Origin of the sequence: Posidoniimonas polymericola, assembly GCF_007859935.1 — a bacterium.
In the GTDB taxonomy this organism is placed as follows: domain Bacteria; phylum Planctomycetota; class Planctomycetia; order Pirellulales; family Lacipirellulaceae; genus Posidoniimonas; species Posidoniimonas polymericola.
In genome coordinates, this window is the sequence record NZ_SJPO01000003.1 from 576,713 (window position 1) to 592,911 (window position 16,199).

Below are 16,199 nucleotides of genomic sequence, written 5' to 3' on the forward strand. Positions count from 1 at the left end.
GGCGTCGCTAGCAGCCCACGCCCGCCCGTTTTCGCTGGTCCGCACAGCTTAACAGCGGGCCGGGTTTCTTCGTCCGATTCTCTTCGGATGTCCTCGGTTTCCGGTGATCGGCGCGTCGATACCTCTCGAACAGAGTGTGGCCGCACTGGATCGTGGCCGCGCAACAGCTCACGGACGAGACTTCCCTTCAAGCGATCACCCGCGCGCTGAGCGTCTGCATCAGACGCCGCCGGAGTCGCCTAAGGACCGAGGTACACCGTGACGAGTATCACAAAGACGGCGTTTGCTCTTCTTCTGCTGGCCTGCGGCTTTATCGCCGCCAAGACGTTTGGGCCGCCCGACCTCGCCAAGCGGCTGGTCGATTCTTGGACCCCCGCCACGCAGCCCGCGTACGGCGAGCTGCGCCCCGCGATGGTCGACAAGCACCAGGCGGACTTCCTGCCCCCGCTCGAGATGATGAACCCGCCAGCAGGGTTCGCCGCGACCGCGACGGCTCCAGCCGCCAGCGCCCCGCCCGCAGCGCAAGGAAATTCGGGTTGGCAGGCCAACAGCTGGGCCGCCCCGACACTGGCCGCCGCTCCTGCAAGCCCGCCGCCCGGCGCCGCCCCGGTGGCGAGCGGCGGCTGGGACGCCCGCTCGGCCGACCCGGCGCTGCTGCCGTCGTCGTTTGAGGAAGAGATGGCTCCCCTCCGCCCGGCGGGCCAACCGTCGCCCACGCCGACTGCCTGGCAGACCCCAGCGACCCAGACGCTCGACCCGACGTGGGGCGCGGAAGCGGCCACGCCCGCTCGCGGATCCCTTGACCAGTGGCCGATGCCGGCTTCGCCGCCGGGCCCGCAGCTGCCGACGCCGCCGGCGTTCGACGCGCCGACGCTCGAGCCGCCCGCACAGTGGGCCGCGCCGAGCACTATGCCGGTCCGCGAGGTGTCGCAGCCGCAGCCGTTGGCGGACCCGTGGGCCGGCCCGGCGGTCGCGTCGAGTTCCGCCTGGCGGGCCGAGCCGGTCGCCGAGTTGACCCCGCTGGCGCCGCCGAGCCAGTGGGAAGACCCCCAGACGCACGCCCGGACGCACGTGGTGACCGACGGCGACAGCCTGCCGCGGCTGGCGGAACGCTACCTCGGCGACACCGCACGCTCGACCGAGATCTACGAGCTCAACCGCGAGCAGCTGACGCACCCGGAGCTGCTGCCGCTCGGCCTCGAGCTGAGGCTGCCGCGGTAGCGTTCATTATTCGCTAGAAGACGCCAACAAAGAAACCGCCGTGCGGGGGAGCTGCCCCCGCACGGCGGTTGTTGTTTGCCGAGTTGGCCCGCCGTGTGCTAGTCGAACTGCCGCCGCTCGCTCCACGGGAAGTCGGGCTCGACCGAGTGCTTCTCGAGGTACCCGCTGATCAGGCCGACGCCCTTTTCGCCCGCCTGCTTCAGCCACTCGGCGCCCTGCAGGTCGGTGTCGACGCCCGCCTTCATGAGGTCGGGGAACCGTTCGCCGGGCGTGTCGGACTTGGTGCGGTCGCGGGCGAGCTGCTTGTCGATCCGCTCGACGTCGGCGTTGACGCGGCGGTCTTTGGATCCGTACATCATCAGCACGGCCACCTCGCGGCGGAGCCCGGGCTGCTGCACAGCCTTGACGACAGGCAGGTCTTCCTTCCAGCGTGGCGAGACCATCACCAGCGACTTGACGTCCTGACCCTGCTTGCCGGTTGCGAGCGGCGGCGCGGCCCAGTCGGCTGCGGTCCAGTTCATGCCGACCGCCGCGCCGAGGCCAACGCCCACCACGCTTAGCGCGTTGAGGTTGAGCTTGCCGGCGTCGTTCTGGGTGACTAGGAAACGGCGGACCGCCTCCATGTCTTGGGTCACCATCGCTACGTAGTCGCCGCCGCGGAGTTTGGCCGCCGAGAGTTCGCGGGTGCGGCCACGGAGCGATTGGCTGACGCTCTCGCCGTGCCCGCGGAGGTCGACGGTGATCACGGCGAACTTGTCGCCTGGCGAGCCGGTCGGCTGACCGTCGGGTCCGGTCGGCTGCCACAGGCTCTTGGCGAGGTCGCTGTACGACTGCCGTGTCTCTTTGAGGTCGTGGATGATGACGACCGGCACGGCGCGCTTGCCCGCGCCGGACGGGTAGTAGGTGATGTGCAGCTCGACGCCGTCCTTGGTGGTCAGCTTCTCGTTCTTGATCTCGAGTCGGCCGCCGCGTTGGGCCAGGGCGTTGGGGCAGACAAACGCGCTAGCGAGCAGGGCAGAGATAAAGAGCGTCAGGGCTCGACGGTCAGCAAGCATGGCGTCCTTCTGGGGTCGGGGTGAGGTGCCCGGCGGCAGCGGGCCGTGTCTATCAATTATACGGGCAATTCTGGCGGGGGGCCGGCTGCGGGGCCGCGAACGCCCGCAAACCAAGCGGCAGCAATAAGTTGCATAATTCCAAGCGATTGCCGACAATGGAGTAAGGCGGCTCACTGGTCTCTATTCTAGCAGAGTCCGCGGAACAGGCCTCCCCGTCCCCCATTTTCACGCGACGCCCCCGGTCTCGCGAGCAAGAGGCGCCCTCCATGGCAGAGAAGGCCCGTAGCTGGCTGCGCAGCGCGTTCGGCGCCGACGAATTGCCCATCGACGCCGAGACCGGCGCTTGGGCGATCAGCCTCGGCGTGCACCTGCTGCTGATGGTGGTGTTCGCGGTAGCGGTCTTCTCGCTGCCCGGCGACAACCGGGTCGTGCTCAGCTCAACGCCCGTCGACCTCGACGAAGAGACCCCCCCCGACGAGTTCCGCTTCTCCGACGAGCTGCAGGACCAGATCGGCGCGCTGGCGGACGCCGGCTCGACCAACGCCGAGGCCGCCGCGCTGATCGAGGCCCTCGAGTCCGAGATCGTGATGCCGGTCGAGCCGCTCACCGCGTTCGGCGAGGTCCAGGCGTTCGAGGTCGAGCAGCCGATCACCCAGGGCCCCCGCGTCGACGACGCGCTCTTGGTGCAGGGCGTCGGCAGCGTTGGCGCAACCGGCGCCGAGGGAGCCGTCGACCGCATCACCACCGAGATCCTGCTTTCGCTCGACAACGAGCCGACGCTGGTGGTCTGGCTGTTCGACCAGTCGGGCAGCCTGCGGGCCCAGCGCGAGCAGATCGCCCGCCGCTTTGACCGAGTCTACGAGGAGCTCGGCGTGGTCAAGGCCAACGGCGACTCGGCGTTCGAGAAGCACGAGGACAAGCCGCTGCTGACCTACGTCGCCCAGTTCGGCAGCCGCGTCGCCGGGCTGACGCCCGATCCGACCGACGACCTGACAGAGATCAAGTCGGCGGTCCGTTCGGTGGTCGAGGACGACGGCGGCGTCGAGAATGTTTTCACCGCCATCGGCACGCTCGCTCAAGAGCTGCGTCACTACCGGCTGAAGCGTCCCCGGCGGAACGTGATGATCGTCGTGTTCACGGACGAGGCCGGCGACGACGTCAGCCGTCTGGACGACGCGGTCGCCGTCTGCACGAAGTACCAGATGCCGGTCTATGTGGTGGGCGTGCCCGCCCCGTTTGGCCGGGAGAAGTCGTTCGTCAAGTACGTGCACCCCGACGCCGACCGCTACGACCAGACGCCGATCGACGTGCCGGTCGACCAGGGCCCCGAGTCGCTGATGCCCGAACGGATCAAGCTCGGATTCCTCGGCGGCGACAACGGCGACCCTAGGGCCAACCTCGACTCGGGCTTCGGCCCGTTCGGGCTGACGCGGCTCGCCTACCAGACCGGCGGGGCGTACTTCACTGTGCACCCCAACCGCACGGTCGGGCGGACGGTCCGCCGCCGCGACACCGCGGTGATGAGCCCGTACATCACCGAGTTCTTCGACCCCCGCGTTATGCGGCGTTACCGGCCCGACTACGTGACGGTGTCGGAGTACCGCCAGAACCTGGTGCGGATGCAGGACCGGGGCGCGCTGGTCCGCGCGGCCGCGCGGACCTGGACCGCGCCGATGGACCAGGTGCGGCAGGTGTTTGAGAAGGTCGACGAGGCCGAGTTCGCCCAGGCGCTGACCCTTGCGCAGCGGGACGCGGCCAAGCTCGAGCCGCGGCTCGAGGAGCTCGTGCAGACGCTCTCGGCCGGCGAACGCGACCGCCGCAAGGAAGAGTCGCTGCGGTGGCAGGCGGGCTACGACTTGGCCTACGGCCGGGCGCTCGCCGCCAAGGTCCGCACCGAGGGCTACAACACGATGCTCGCGCAGGCCAAGCAGGGGATGAAGTTCGAGCAGGAGAAATCCGATACCTGGATGATCAAGCCGTCGGACAACATCAGCACCGGCAGCGTGCTATCGAAGCAGGCCCAGCAGGCGACCGCGTTGCTGGAGGGGGTTGTCGCGACGCACGCGGGGACGCCCTGGGCGATGCTCGCCGAGCGTGAGCTCTCGACGCCGCTCGGCTGGGAATGGAGCGAGGCGTTCCGTGACGTCGCGGCCCGCCGCGAGCGGATGGCGCAGAACGCCAGCCGCCCCCCGCGGGAGCCGATGAACAACCTGCCGCCCCGCAAGCAGCCGCCGCCGGTTCCCAAGCTGTAGCGGCCCTGTTTCCCGTTTGCTGCGCTGCCGGGCGTTGGTTGCGCGGCGCTCACACCGGCTTTTCGCCGCTCAATCGCCGCTGCGTTCTGTTCCTAAGTCCTTGTGAGCTGCCGGTGTTTCCGGCTCTTCCGATGGCGCCGGCACATGCTTTGCTGTACCCCTGCTCAGCAAGCCATCCTTCCGGTAGGCGGTCGCCCAAGCCGCCCTCCGTCGACCCTAACCAAGCAGGGAACCGCCATGAGCATCCACCGTCTTACCGTCCGTCAGCGTGACTGGAGCGAGGCCATCAGTGGTGGGCTCCTCGCCGCATTGCTGTGCGGCTCGATCTTAGTTGGGACCGTTGTATCCCAGGAGCCGGAGACCAGCGTCACGCAATTCGACAAAGGCTCGCCAGCCGAACCGGACCAATCCCCAGAAGACCAAGAATACACCGGGCCCGCCGTGACGCACCTGCTGGGCATGTCGATCTCCGAGGCCGACGAGAAAGGGGCCGTCGTCCGTGAGGTGCAGCCGCTGGGGCCCGCCGCCGAAGCTGGCATCAAGGAGGGTGACTTCATTCTTGCGGTCGAGGGGTACAAGACCAAGCCGTACGACAAGTTCTTGACGATCCTCCGCGACGTCATGGAGAAGCGCAAGAAGGGCGACAAGGTAGAGATCTCTGTGATGCGTGGCGACAAGACCGCTAAAGCGACGCTCACCGAGCGGATCGGCAGCGAAGAACGCCGGGACGATATTCAGAAGCTGGCCGAGGAGTACTCCGACGAGCAGCAGAGCGAGCGCCGGATGGAGGCCGCCCAGGAGGAGGGTTCGCAGCAGGGATCGCTGGGCGACGCCCTTGCCGCCGGCGCCGACCGTAACGGCGCAGCGGAAGAATCGGATTCGCTCGGCGCCGAGGAACTGCTTGGTCCCGCAACCGCGGGTCGGACTCAGCAGGTCGACCGCGACTACTACTTCGGCAGCGGCGGCGCTTACGGCGGCGCGCTAACCTCGGCCCAGCAGAACGAGTACGACCGCCTGATGCGGATCCAGAGCGACAACGGCCTGACAACCGCTCAGCAGCAGCGGCTCGACGAGCTGACTAACCTTGAGTTTAGCCGCTTCGACAGCCTCGGCGAGCTCGGCGAGGACGAGAGCAGCGAGCTCCAAGAGCTCTACTCCCGCCGCCAGAATGGTGACCAGCTGACCTCGGACGACAGGGCTCGCCTGCGTCAGCTGATCGGCCGGAACTACAGCAGCTACGGCGACTACAAGGAGCAGATCCAGGAGCTGCAGTCGATGGAACAGGGCGGTGAGCTGAACAACCGCGACCAGATGCGGCTCGACATGCTCCGCCAGATGGGGCCGGGCGTCGCCGACCGCGTTTCGGACAGGAGCATGCAGGGCCTGCGTGACTTGGCCGGTTCGAACTCTGCCGCCAATGCCAACCCGCAGCGTGCCCGTCTTGAACAATTGGCGTCGCAATCGGGCCAGTTGAGCTCGCAAGAACTGGCCGAACTGCGTCAGCTCCAGATGAATAGCCAGAGCGGCCTAGCCCGTCAGCTTCGCGGCGAGTACCAAGCCGCCCAGCAGATGATGCAGAGCGGTCAGCAGCTCACCCCGCAGCAGGCGTCACGCTACCAGCTGCTCCGGCGCAATATAGCCCGGTTCGCTGCCGGAGCCCCGCGGGGCAGCGTGCCGTACCCGGCCGCGATGAATCAGCCCGCCGCCCCACAGCCCGGCGCGATGCCCGGCCAGCAGGGCGCCAGCTCTGGAAGCGGGATCGGTCTGGGCGGTCAGGGCGGGCCCGCAGCCAGCGGCAGCGGCATCGGCACCTCAAGCGGCGCGGGTATGGGTTCGGCCCCGAGCGGCGGGACCGTTGGTGGCGGCGGAAGTGGCGGCGGCGGAAGCCAATAGAGCGGCCACGGTTTCGAAAACTATACGCGGCCGGCCCCTAGTGGGCCGGCCGCGTCCTTGCACCAGCCAACCCATGATCGGGCGACACAATGTCTCACCAACTCGACACCATTAACGAGCCAGGCGCCTCTGCAGCGACCGAGCCGGTTCTGCTGCGGCTCGAAAAGCTCAGCCGCCTGTTCGACGACGCCGTGCGGATCCCGGGGACAGGGATCCGGCTCGGCTGGGACGCGGTGATCGGACTGCTGCCGATCGGCGGCGACGCCCTAACCACACTAATCAGCGCGTACTACATGTGGGAGGCTCGACGACTCGGCGCCCGCAAGCGCGTGCTGGTGAAGATGCTGGCCAACTCGGGGATCGACTTCCTGGTCGGCGCCATCCCGCTAGTAGGCGACCTGGCGGACGTTGCGTGGCGGGCAAACCGGAAGAACCTACGGGTGCTGATCGCCGAGCTCGAGCACCTGGGCAAGCTGCCTCCGGACTTCGACCAGCAGCGGCTCGAACGGATGGTCGGAAAACGCTACGCCGCACGTGAATCGAGCAGCAAAGCGTCCCCAAGCTGGGCGTCCCGCCCGCTGATGATCCCGTAGCCGGCAGTACCCGTCTACCCGAGCACCCCGCCTACCTGAGCACGCTGTCGAGAACCCTACTTCTGCAAGTAGTGCGCGAGCACCGAGAACAGCCGGTCGCTGTCGATCGGCTTAGTAATGATGTCAGCGCAGCCGGCGCGTCGGCAGCGGCGGTTGTCGCTGGCGATCGCCGCGGCGGTGATGGCGATGATCGGCGCGGGGCAATCCTGCTGGCAGAGCTGCTCGGTGGCGGTGTAGCCATCCATCACCGGCATCAGCATGTCCATCAGGATTAGGTCGAAGTCGGAGTTGGCCGCCAGCCGTACCGCCTCTGCGCCGTTCTCGGCAATCTCAATCCCAACGCCGGTCGGCTCGAGCAGCCGCCTGATCAGGTACTGGTTGGCCAGCGTGTCCTCGGCGACGAGCACGCGCTTGCCAGCAAAGTCGGGCGCGGCGTCGCTGGAAACCGTTTCGGCCGCCACACGGGTTCCGCAGGAGGAGTCGCTGGAGCCCGGCTCCTCGGCCAGGACACTGAAGCGGAAGGTCGAGCCCGACTGGCCGGTCGACTCGAGCGACAGGTCGCCCCCCATCATCTCGGCCAGCCGGTGGCTGATCGCCAGGCCTAGCCCAACGCCCTCGCGGTGGCCGTCTTTCGAATTCCGTCCGCCCTGCACGAACGGCGTGAACAGCGTCTCGGCCAGGGAGTCGGGCACGCCCGGACCGGTGTCCGACACAAGCATCACCAGCTTCGTCTGCTGCTCGTCGTAGACCGCCCTGCAGCGGATGCCGCCGGTCTCGGAGAACTTGATCGCATTGCCCAGCAGGTTGATCAGCACCTGCCGTACCCGGGTTGGGTCCGAGCAGACCGCCGGCGGGATGTTGTCGGCCAGCTCGTGGGTCAGGGTGAGGCCCTTATCCGAGGCTCTTAGTTCCATCAGCTGGCAGGTGGCGCGGATCACGTCGCTGGGGTTGAACTCCTCCATCTCGACGTCGAGCGTGCCGGCCTCGACCTTGGCCATGTCGATGAGGTCGTTGAGCAGGTCGCGGAGGTGCTCGCCGCTGTCGGAGACCATCCGCAGCATCTGGTCGGCGTCTTCGGCGCTGGGGTTGTCGGTCAGCAGCTTGGCGAAGCCGAGGATGGCGGTGAGCGGCGTCCGCAGCTCGTGGCTGATGAGCGTTAGGAAGTGCGACTTAGCGCGGCTGGCCCGCTCGGCCGACTCGCGTGCCTCGTCGGCGGCCCGCTCGCTGTCCACGAGCCGCCTGAGCAGCCGGTGGCGCTCGATCGCGTTCTTGGCGACCCGCCCCAGCACCTCCGGCGTGACCTCGTTCTTGGTGAAGAAGTCCTGCACGCCGTGCTCGAGCGGACCGATTGCCGAGAAGTCGACCGCCATGCTGCCGGTCAGCACGATGATCGGCACGGCGGGCGCCTGGTCGGGACCGATCAGCTTCGATACAAACTGCTCGGCGTTCATGTCCGGCAGCTGGTAGTCGAGGAACACGAGATCGTAGGGGCTGTTCGCCCGCTGCAGCTCGTTGAGCCCTTCCGTGCCGGAGGTGACCTCCTTCAGGTCGTAGCGGACCTGGGAGTCCTGGCGCAGGGCGCGCGTCACGATCTCCCGGTCTTCGGGAGTGTCGTCGATAATGAGGACTCTGCGCTTCACGGCGTTGGTTCTGGGGGGCGAGTGGGGTCGGTCGCGGGGCCGTCGAGCCACGGCTCGACAAAGGCGGCGACCGTGTCGAAATACGCTTGGGTGTCGGAGGGTTTTTCGTGGTACCCGACCGCGCCGGACGACAAGGCCGCGGTTCGGTCGGCCGGGTTGCTGGAGGTTGAAAACACGACAACTTTGATGCGTCGCGCTTCGTCGAGTTTCTGAATCTGCTGCAGGATGTCAAGCCCGTTGCAGGTGGGCAGGTTGATGTCGAGCACCAGCAGCCTGAGCCGCGGTTCTGCCAAGATCTTGACAGCGTCGTGGAAGGTCTGCCCGCGCAGCACCCTGGCCTCAGGGGCGATCGCCCGGACCGCCCGGACGGCCATCTCGAAGTCGAGGTCGGAGTCCTCCACGAACGCAATTGCGGGGGCCTCGGTGCTCACTGGGCGGCGTTCTCCAGCGTGAAGTAGAACGCCGTGCCTTCGCCCGGGGTCGACTCAATCCAGATCCGGCCGCCGTGCCTCTGTACGATCTTCTTCACGATGGTCAAACCGGCCCCCGTGCCGCCACCGTAGTCGCCCTGGGCGTGCAGGCGGCGGAAGATTTGGAAGACCTGTTCGTGGTTGTCCGCCGGGATGCCGATGCCGTTGTCGCGCACGCAGACGACCGGCGCGGTCTCGCCCTCGGCCGAGCGGTAGCCGTGCGAATCGGAGCAGACGACCTCGATCGTCTTCTCGGGCTGGTCGTTGTACTTCACGGCGTTGCTGATCAGGTTGGTCAGCAGCTCGCGCAGGCAGAGGTAGTCGGCCCTGACAGGCAGGTCGCTCCGCACGGTCAGCGACACGCCCTCGGGTGCCACTCCGCCGCAGGCCATCTCGAGCGCGTCGTGGGCGACCTCCTCGAGGTTGATTGCCTCGATCTCGAGGTCGCCCCGGCCGGCCCGCGATAGCCGCAGCAGCCCGTCGACCAGCTGCTCCATCCTGCCGGTCAGGCGGCGCAGGTTTTCGCTGCGGCGGGCGACCTCGTCGTCGAGCTGGTCGCCGAGGTGCTCCTGCAGCAGGAACACTGTGTGGTTCAGCCCGCGGAGAGGCTCGCGGAGGTCGTGCGAGGCGGCGTAGGCGAAGGAGTCGAGGTCGGAGTTCATCTGCGTCAGCTCGGCGTTGATCCGAGCGAGCTGGGCCGCGCGGCGGCCGAGCAGCTCGAGCATGCCGCCGCGGATCTCGTCGGCCATCTCGATGTCGACCGGCGACCACTCGCGCGAGCGCCCCTCGACGGTCTCGCGCCACTGCTCGAACGACTTCCGCGGCGACAAACGCGCCCCGTCCTGGCCGGTGGTGACCTGTTTATTAGGGTTGCCGGCCCAGGTGACCTCCCTGGCGTACTCGTTGCGGAAGAACAGCACGCCGCGGAGGTCGGGTGCGGTGAGCGGCGCCGCCAGGCAGCCGCACACACCGTGGAGCTCCTCGGGCGGCACGCCCAGCACCTCGCCCAGGCGGTCGGTGCGGCAGGCCTTGTCGGGCGAGGCGAGCGCCCGGCTGGCGATTTCGTCGATAACGCCTTCGGCGGGCAGGTCGCCCCAACCATTGAACCCACCCCGCCAGCAGAACGCGACGCCGTCGGCGTCGACAACCCGGCACAGCTCGTCGGCGCTGTGCAGCACGCCTTTGCCGAACTCGTCGGCCTCGGCGACCGTCTGCATTACTTCGGCCAGCCGCTCTCGCCGGTCGCTCCGCTCGCGGTTGCTGTTGTCTTGTTCGCGGGCGGTGAGGTAGGTCGCCGCCACGAGGCCGAGCATCTCGCACGCGGCCCGCTGCTCGAATGAGAGGGTCCGCGGCTCGTAGTGGTGGCACGCGATCAGTCCCCACAGCTCCCCCTCGTGCACGATGCTCACCGACATCGACGCCCGCACGCCCATGTTGTGCAGGTACTCGATATGAATCGGCGACACCGCGCGGTAGCAGCTATAGCTGAGGTCGAGTGGCCGGCCGTCCGCGGCCCCATCCTGCGGCTCGATCGCCACGGGATCGGCCAGGATGTCCGCGATCGCCCGCAGCGGGTTGAGCACGTACAGCCGCCGGGCCTGCTGGGGGATGTCGGTCGCGGGGTAGTGCATTCCGAGGAACCGCTCGAAGCGGTCGTCGACCGCCTCGCCGACCACCGCGCCGTGCCCCTCCTCGAGGAAGCGGTACACCATCACGCGGTCGAACCCGCTGATCAACTGCACCTGATGGGCGATGCCGTTGTAGAGCTCGTCCAGGGACCCGCAAGCCTGGAGGTGCTGGTTGGAAAGGTTGAGCCGCAGAGGCAGGCTGGCGAGGGCCGCCCTCTGGGCGCCGCCGTCGGCGCGCTCAAGCTCGACAATCAGCGAGCCGTCGAAGTGGTGGGCGCCGGCGTTGAAGTAGTCGTCCCGGCCGCGGAGGGCGAGGGCCAGCGGGTTGACGATGCCCGCCGCGCCCGACAGGATCTCGCCGAGCCGCTCGCCCGACGCACCGGCGAACAACTCGTCGAACGCGATGCCGGCCCGCGGGGGCTCGTCGATCCACTTGGCCGCGTTGGCCGACCACCGCGTCAGCCGCAGGTTGGTTGTGGAGAACGCCAGCAGGCAGCCGTGCGGCTGGATTGCGCCGGGGATATGGATTGGTTCGCGGTCGCAGTTGGTGAGGTCGACCGCGTGGTCGGAGGGGGGGCTGGTCATGACTGTCCCCCGATCGCCTGAGCGTAGGCGAGGAAGGCGCGTTGGGCGGCCGCCGCGGCCGCGGCCGTGTCGGCCTCGGTCGCCAGGCTCCGGTCGAGCCACTGCTGGGTCTGACGCCACCGCGGCACAGTTTGGGAACCGTAAGCGCTGAGGTACTCGCAGCCGGCGTCCGGGCTGGCGCCGAGGTTGTCCCGCGCCTGCTTGGCCAGCACCGCGGCGCCGAGCGTCGACCCCTCGAACACGTAGGCAACGCCGGCGGCCTCGGCGGGCGTCCCGATCCAGCTGACGTCGACCGGCTCGCGCTGGGGAACCTTATCGGGGCCGTCCGGTTGTGCTGTAGCCCACGCCAGGTCGCGGTCGAGCCACGCCGCGTTGCGGCGTTCGTGCGGTTGGTCGGGGGCTTTCGGGAGCAGGGCGTCGAGGGCGTTGTCTACGGGACGCTGCACGGATTGGATTCTGGCGAGCAGCCGGCAGTAGCCTGCCAGGTTGGAAAGGGCTGCGGACCAATCGATCTGCGATTCCAGCGACTCGTGCAAGTAGCGTGTGGAGAACCGCAGGTATTGGCTCGCGGTGAGCTGGTTGGTGGGTCGACCCGGTGTGTCCATCGCATTAACCATCGAGCACTCCTTTGCGGGAGCGCACGGAGGCCCCCGGTAAAAAAGCGCCGGGCTGCCATAGGCCGACAGGAGAAGCCGCCCGCGTGACGCTGGCGGCTAAGGCGTCATTATGTTAGCGAGCTGGTTGACAGTCAATCAAGAGAGTGGTCCTGCAAGCATCAACTTACCACACCCGAGGCGGCCACTCTTTTCGGTCTGCCGCCGCGTTGGTCGCGAGACGACCGAACGCGCGGGAGCCGCACTGATTAAATCCCGCCCGACTGGACAGCCAGTAAGGCCCCCGCGATCCCAAGCAGTGGCGGAGCCGCTGTCCCATGCATTGATGCCGGCCCGCTCAGTGACGCCAGCTCACTCGGCGATGCCGGCCAGCTCGCAGAGGTTGGCGTTGGCGACCGGCGCAGGGCAGCTCCAGACCATGAAGAACAACGCCTCGCGGCACCAGCGCCCGACCGGGTGCCCCGCGACGTAGCCGCGGCCCTTGGCGGCGGAAAGAGCCGCCTGGGTCGCCCGCAGCACTAGGCTGTTGGCCCGCGTGCGGAGCGACTCGTTGCTGCACGCCGGCTCCCCGGCCGCGACCGCCAGCAGGTCGTGCTCGAGGTCGGCCGCCTCGCCCGCCAGCCGCTGGTGGGCCGGACGCAGGTCGTTGCGGCGGGTGGCCTCGTCGCCGAGGAAGCCGATCGCTGCCGACGCCAGGCCGAGCGCCAGGGTTGAGGTCTCATAGCCGCCGGTATTGCCGCCCCGGCCGATCGACATCACCTTCTCCGCCGGGCCGTTGATCAGCTGCTCGGTTGGCACGAACACCCCCTCGAGGACCACCGGGCCGGTCGAGCTTGCGGTCACGCCGACCAGCTCGAAGCGGTCGCCGACGGTCAGCCCGTCGGCGTCGGTGGGCGTGGCCAGCAGCACCTCCTCGCCGGTGGCGTCTCCCTGGTCGACGATCGAGGCGCCCAGCACCAGCCAGTCGGCGGCCACGCCGCCGGTGACCCACGGTGCGCGGCCGGTCAGCCGCCAGCCGCCGTCGACCGGCTCGGCCGCTAGCATCGGCTCGGCCAGGTGGCGGCCGCTAGTCGTTAGGTGGCTGATGCCGACCGTGGCGAACGAGTCGGCCGTGGCCAGGCCTGGCAGCAGCCGCTGCTTCAGCTGATCGTTGCCGCCGCCAGCGATCCGCCGGCACGCGCCGGTCCGCTGGGTGATGGCGAAGGTGGTGCTCAGGCACGCCCTGCTCAGCTCGAGGTACCCGCGGACGATGTCGGCGTCGGTCCACGCCTGGCCGCCCCACTCGGGCGCGAGGAACCACTCGTAGACGCCCGCCTCGCCGCACAGCCGGATCTGCTCCGCTGGGAACTCGCCCGACGCGTCGGTCGCGTCGGCGCGCGAGGCGAGCTCCTGGCACAGCGCGGCCAGGGCAGGGGAGTCGGGCGAGGTGATCTTGTGCATGCGGGGGCCCCAGGCGGCGGGCGGGTGGCGGGCGATCGAACGCGTCAGCCACTCATTGAATCACGATTGGCCGCCGCTTGCCACTGAGCAGCCGGCGGGGCACCGCCGTGGGCCCAACAAAACAGGCGCCGCGGCAAGGCCGCGGCGCCCATAGAACGTTCGGATTGGTCGAGGGCCGGCGGCCTGGCTGGCCTCCGGCCGGCCCTCGTTGTCAGGCGAACTACTTACCCTTCTTGGCCGGGGTCTTGGCCGAAGCCTTCACCGGGGCGGCCTTGGCCTTGGTCGACTTCGAGGGTTTCGCAGCGCTCTTGACGGGCTTGGTAGCCATTGTCGCAACTCCTGGCACGACATTCCCGTCGGGGAGGCTCGCCGTCAAGCGAACCAGTAGTCATTGCCCCGCACGGTTAACTCGATGTATAGGATCGGTAAACAATCACGGCAAGATCAGTTGTTGGTCCAAGATTTTCGCCGCTCGAATTCGACCGCCCAGCCCCCGATCGCCCAGCCAACCAATCGCCCAGCCAACCAATCGCCCAGCCAACTAGCCGCCCGACGGTCCCATGTCGATCGGGCGCGGACGCAGCTCGTTGTTCCGCCGCGCGGCCGCCTGCGTCAGCTGCGTCAGCCACGAGGGCGACCAGCCGCTCTCGCTCTGGTAACCGCGGACCGGCCGCGAGCCAACGCCGCCCGGCTCCGGCAGCAGCCCCGCGACCACCCCCAACGCCGCTCGGGTCACGCCCGGCAACGCCGACTGCAGCGCCACGCCCAAGTTCGCGACGCCGCGGATGATCACCTCGCCGCGGCCGTTCTGGCACGCGTCGAGGATCTGCTCCGCCGCCGACTCGGCGCTCATGCTCACCAGCGGCAGGCTGTCGCCGATGCTGAACCAGGCGTACTCCTTGCGGTGCTGGCCCTTGAAGATGGCGTTCCGCGGGCTGCCGGTTCGCATCAGGCTCGGGCAGGCAGTGGTCACATAAATGCCGTGCTCCAGCAGCTCGGTCCGCAGCCCGTTCGACAACCCGACCACCGCGAACTTGCTGGCCGAGTACGGCAGCATGTGCGGCACCGCCCGCTTGCCGCCGAGCGAGGCAATGTTGACGATCCGGCCCCAGCCGCTCCGACGCATCGTCGGCAGCACGGCCAGCACGGTGTGCAGCGTCCCCCAGCAATTGGTTTGCATCGCCAGCTCAAACTCGTCCTTGGTCATCTCTTCCAGCGGGCCGACCTGGATCACGCCCGCCACATTGAACAGCAGGTCAATGTCGCCGAAATGGTCGCGGACCTGGTCGACCATCCGCTCGACGTCGTGCTGATCGCGCACGTCGCAGCGGACGGCCAGCACATCGCCCCCCATCGCCGTGAGCTCCTCCCGCGCCGCGTCGAGGTCCGCCTCGGTCCGCGCGCAGATCGCCACCCGTGCGCCCTGCTCCACCAGCCGGCGGGCGAGCACCAGCCCGAGGCCCCGCGAGCCGCCGGTAACAATCGCCACCCGGCCCGGCATCTCGAAGTGCCGCCGCCGCTCAACGACCCGCTTGATCAAGTGGGCGCCCACAGCGCCGCCCGCGGCCAGGAGAGCAAGGTTGGTGAAGGTGCGGCGCATAACAGGGATCCCTTGAAGCGGAGTTCGGTAGCATTCAGTTCGTATCGCACCGAACGATTTACAATTGCCGTACCGGGTTGCAATCGCCGTACCGGGAGCCAAGCCGCGGGCAAAAACCGCAGCATTGTTCGAAATCGGTGGGCCGACTGGCCCCAACCGCGACGCGCTGGTCGCCGTTAGAGCATCGCAGCGCAGTCCGACGCGTCGGCGGATTCGGCAACCTGCGTCGGCGGGTCGGCGTCGTTCTGTCCGAATATACGAAGCGCGGGGACAAAACCCTCGGGGGCGTCGCTCGCATGGTCGTTGTTCAGACCTTCCCTGGCCGTCTCTGCCGCGGATGCTGGCGCCAGCCGGACCGGCGGTTTTGTCCCACGCTGCGACTGGTTACGAGCAGCCGAATCCGGCCGCGCCGACGCAGCGATCTGCTCCGCGAGCTCGTTCAGCACCGCGGCGACCGGCGAGCGTCGCTTTTGCGCGAGGGGAGAGGCGGCGAGGGGCGGCTCCCACGGCCGACGCGGGGGACTCGCGAAGGCTGCTGCTTCACGTTCACCCGCCGCCGGTCGCGCGGAAGCGATCTGCTGGATCTCCTGCTCGAGGTCCCACGGCTGCGTCGGCTGCTTGGGCTTAGACTTTGCCCGCTGCTGCTTGAGCTTGGCCTGCTCGCGCCGCGCCCGTCGTTCGCGCTCTTCTTGCCGGTCCTGCCGATCGACCAGCCACGCGGCGGCCCGCCAGTGGGTCGCCGCCGCCTGCCGCACCGCCTGCAGGGGACCCAGCCGCGCCGCCATCCGCGCCCGGCGGACCCGCTCGTCGAAGTCTTCGTCGCGCCGCTGCTCGCGTCGAATCGTCTTCTCGCAGCAGCCGACATAGGCTGCCGCCTCGCCGAAGGTCATCCCCGAGGTCAGCAGCGCGCACACCTCCCGCTGCTTCCCCTCGTCCAGCACCCGTGGTCGACCCATGCTTGCTCCCTTGGTTGGCGGTTCGATGGCGAGTGTACCCATGCGTACACACTGCATCTGCATTCTCGCCGACCGGGTGGCTCATTTCCTCCGAAAACCGCGCAGGATTCAAACAAACGAACATCTATGAGAAGAACAAACGGGGACAGGTCCAATTCAGAACGAACAAACGGGGACAGGTCCAATACTGTTCGGCACGCGATTTGCGCACGCCAATTCGTCACTGCGAGGCGATCTAGTCGAGGTTGCGCC

The 16,199-nt window shown here is 68.3% G+C and carries 12 protein-coding genes; 4 read left to right on the forward strand and 8 right to left on the reverse strand.

What is annotated here, in order from left to right; all coding sequences use genetic code 11:
- Positions 1-258: 258 nt before the first annotated feature.
- Positions 259-1,221, forward strand: coding sequence for a LysM peptidoglycan-binding domain-containing protein (locus Pla123a_RS09050; protein WP_146586051.1), 963 nt, complete (start codon positions 259-261; stop codon positions 1,219-1,221).
- Between the two features lie 98 nt (positions 1,222-1,319).
- Here Pla123a_RS09050 and Pla123a_RS09055 read toward each other — a convergent pair whose 3' ends face one another.
- A complete protein-coding gene (locus tag Pla123a_RS09055) occupies positions 1,320-2,276 on the reverse strand; it encodes an alpha/beta hydrolase (RefSeq protein WP_146586053.1) in 957 nt (318 codons plus the stop codon).
- Positions 2,277-2,542: 266 nt separating this feature from the next.
- Here Pla123a_RS09055 and Pla123a_RS09060 point away from each other — a divergent pair, with 266 nt between their 5' ends.
- The 3 genes from Pla123a_RS09060 to Pla123a_RS09070 all read left to right on the forward strand — a co-directional run bounded on the left by Pla123a_RS09060 (position 2,543) and on the right by Pla123a_RS09070 (position 7,014).
- Positions 2,543-4,528 (forward strand): vWA domain-containing protein, encoded by a 1,986-nt coding sequence (locus Pla123a_RS09060; protein ID WP_146586055.1) that lies wholly within the window; start codon positions 2,543-2,545, stop codon positions 4,526-4,528.
- A 237-nt stretch (positions 4,529-4,765) separates the two neighbouring features.
- Positions 4,766-6,421, forward strand: a complete 1,656-nt coding sequence (locus tag Pla123a_RS09065; RefSeq protein WP_197527815.1) for a PDZ domain-containing protein — start codon at positions 4,766-4,768, stop codon at positions 6,419-6,421.
- Positions 6,422-6,510: 89 nt separating this feature from the next.
- Positions 6,511-7,014, forward strand: a complete 504-nt coding sequence (locus tag Pla123a_RS09070) for a DUF4112 domain-containing protein (RefSeq protein WP_146586059.1) — start codon at positions 6,511-6,513, stop codon at positions 7,012-7,014.
- 56 nt (positions 7,015-7,070) lie between these two features.
- Here Pla123a_RS09070 and Pla123a_RS09075 read toward each other — a convergent pair whose 3' ends face one another.
- From Pla123a_RS09075 to Pla123a_RS09105, 7 genes are all read right to left on the reverse strand, one after another.
- The gene (locus tag Pla123a_RS09075; protein WP_197527816.1) at positions 7,071-8,654 is read right to left on the reverse strand and encodes a hybrid sensor histidine kinase/response regulator; all 1,584 of its coding nucleotides are present in this window, start codon (positions 8,652-8,654) and stop codon (positions 7,071-7,073) included.
- Positions 8,651-9,085 (reverse strand): response regulator, encoded by a 435-nt coding sequence (locus tag Pla123a_RS09080; RefSeq protein ID WP_146586063.1) that lies wholly within the window; start codon positions 9,083-9,085, stop codon positions 8,651-8,653. The genes Pla123a_RS09075 and Pla123a_RS09080 overlap by 4 nt, the downstream gene beginning before the upstream one ends.
- On the reverse strand, positions 9,082-11,337 hold the full coding sequence (locus Pla123a_RS09085) for an ATP-binding protein (RefSeq protein WP_146586065.1): 2,256 nt from the start codon (positions 11,335-11,337) through the stop codon (positions 9,082-9,084). Before Pla123a_RS09085 ends, Pla123a_RS09080 begins: the two co-directional genes overlap by 4 nt.
- Positions 11,334-11,954, reverse strand: a complete 621-nt coding sequence (locus tag Pla123a_RS09090; RefSeq protein ID WP_146586067.1) for a biliverdin-producing heme oxygenase — start codon at positions 11,952-11,954, stop codon at positions 11,334-11,336. The genes Pla123a_RS09085 and Pla123a_RS09090 overlap by 4 nt, the downstream gene beginning before the upstream one ends.
- A 348-nt stretch (positions 11,955-12,302) precedes the next feature.
- A complete protein-coding gene (locus tag Pla123a_RS09095) occupies positions 12,303-13,391 on the reverse strand; it encodes an acyl-CoA dehydrogenase family protein (protein ID WP_146586069.1) in 1,089 nt (362 codons plus the stop codon).
- 541 nt (positions 13,392-13,932) lie between these two features.
- The gene (locus tag Pla123a_RS09100; RefSeq protein ID WP_146586071.1) at positions 13,933-14,991 is read right to left on the reverse strand and encodes an SDR family NAD(P)-dependent oxidoreductase; all 1,059 of its coding nucleotides are present in this window, start codon (positions 14,989-14,991) and stop codon (positions 13,933-13,935) included.
- Positions 14,992-15,167: 176 nt separating this feature from the next.
- A complete protein-coding gene (locus Pla123a_RS09105; RefSeq protein WP_146586072.1) occupies positions 15,168-15,947 on the reverse strand; it encodes a hypothetical protein in 780 nt (259 codons plus the stop codon).
- Positions 15,948-16,199: the final 252 nt, after the last annotated feature.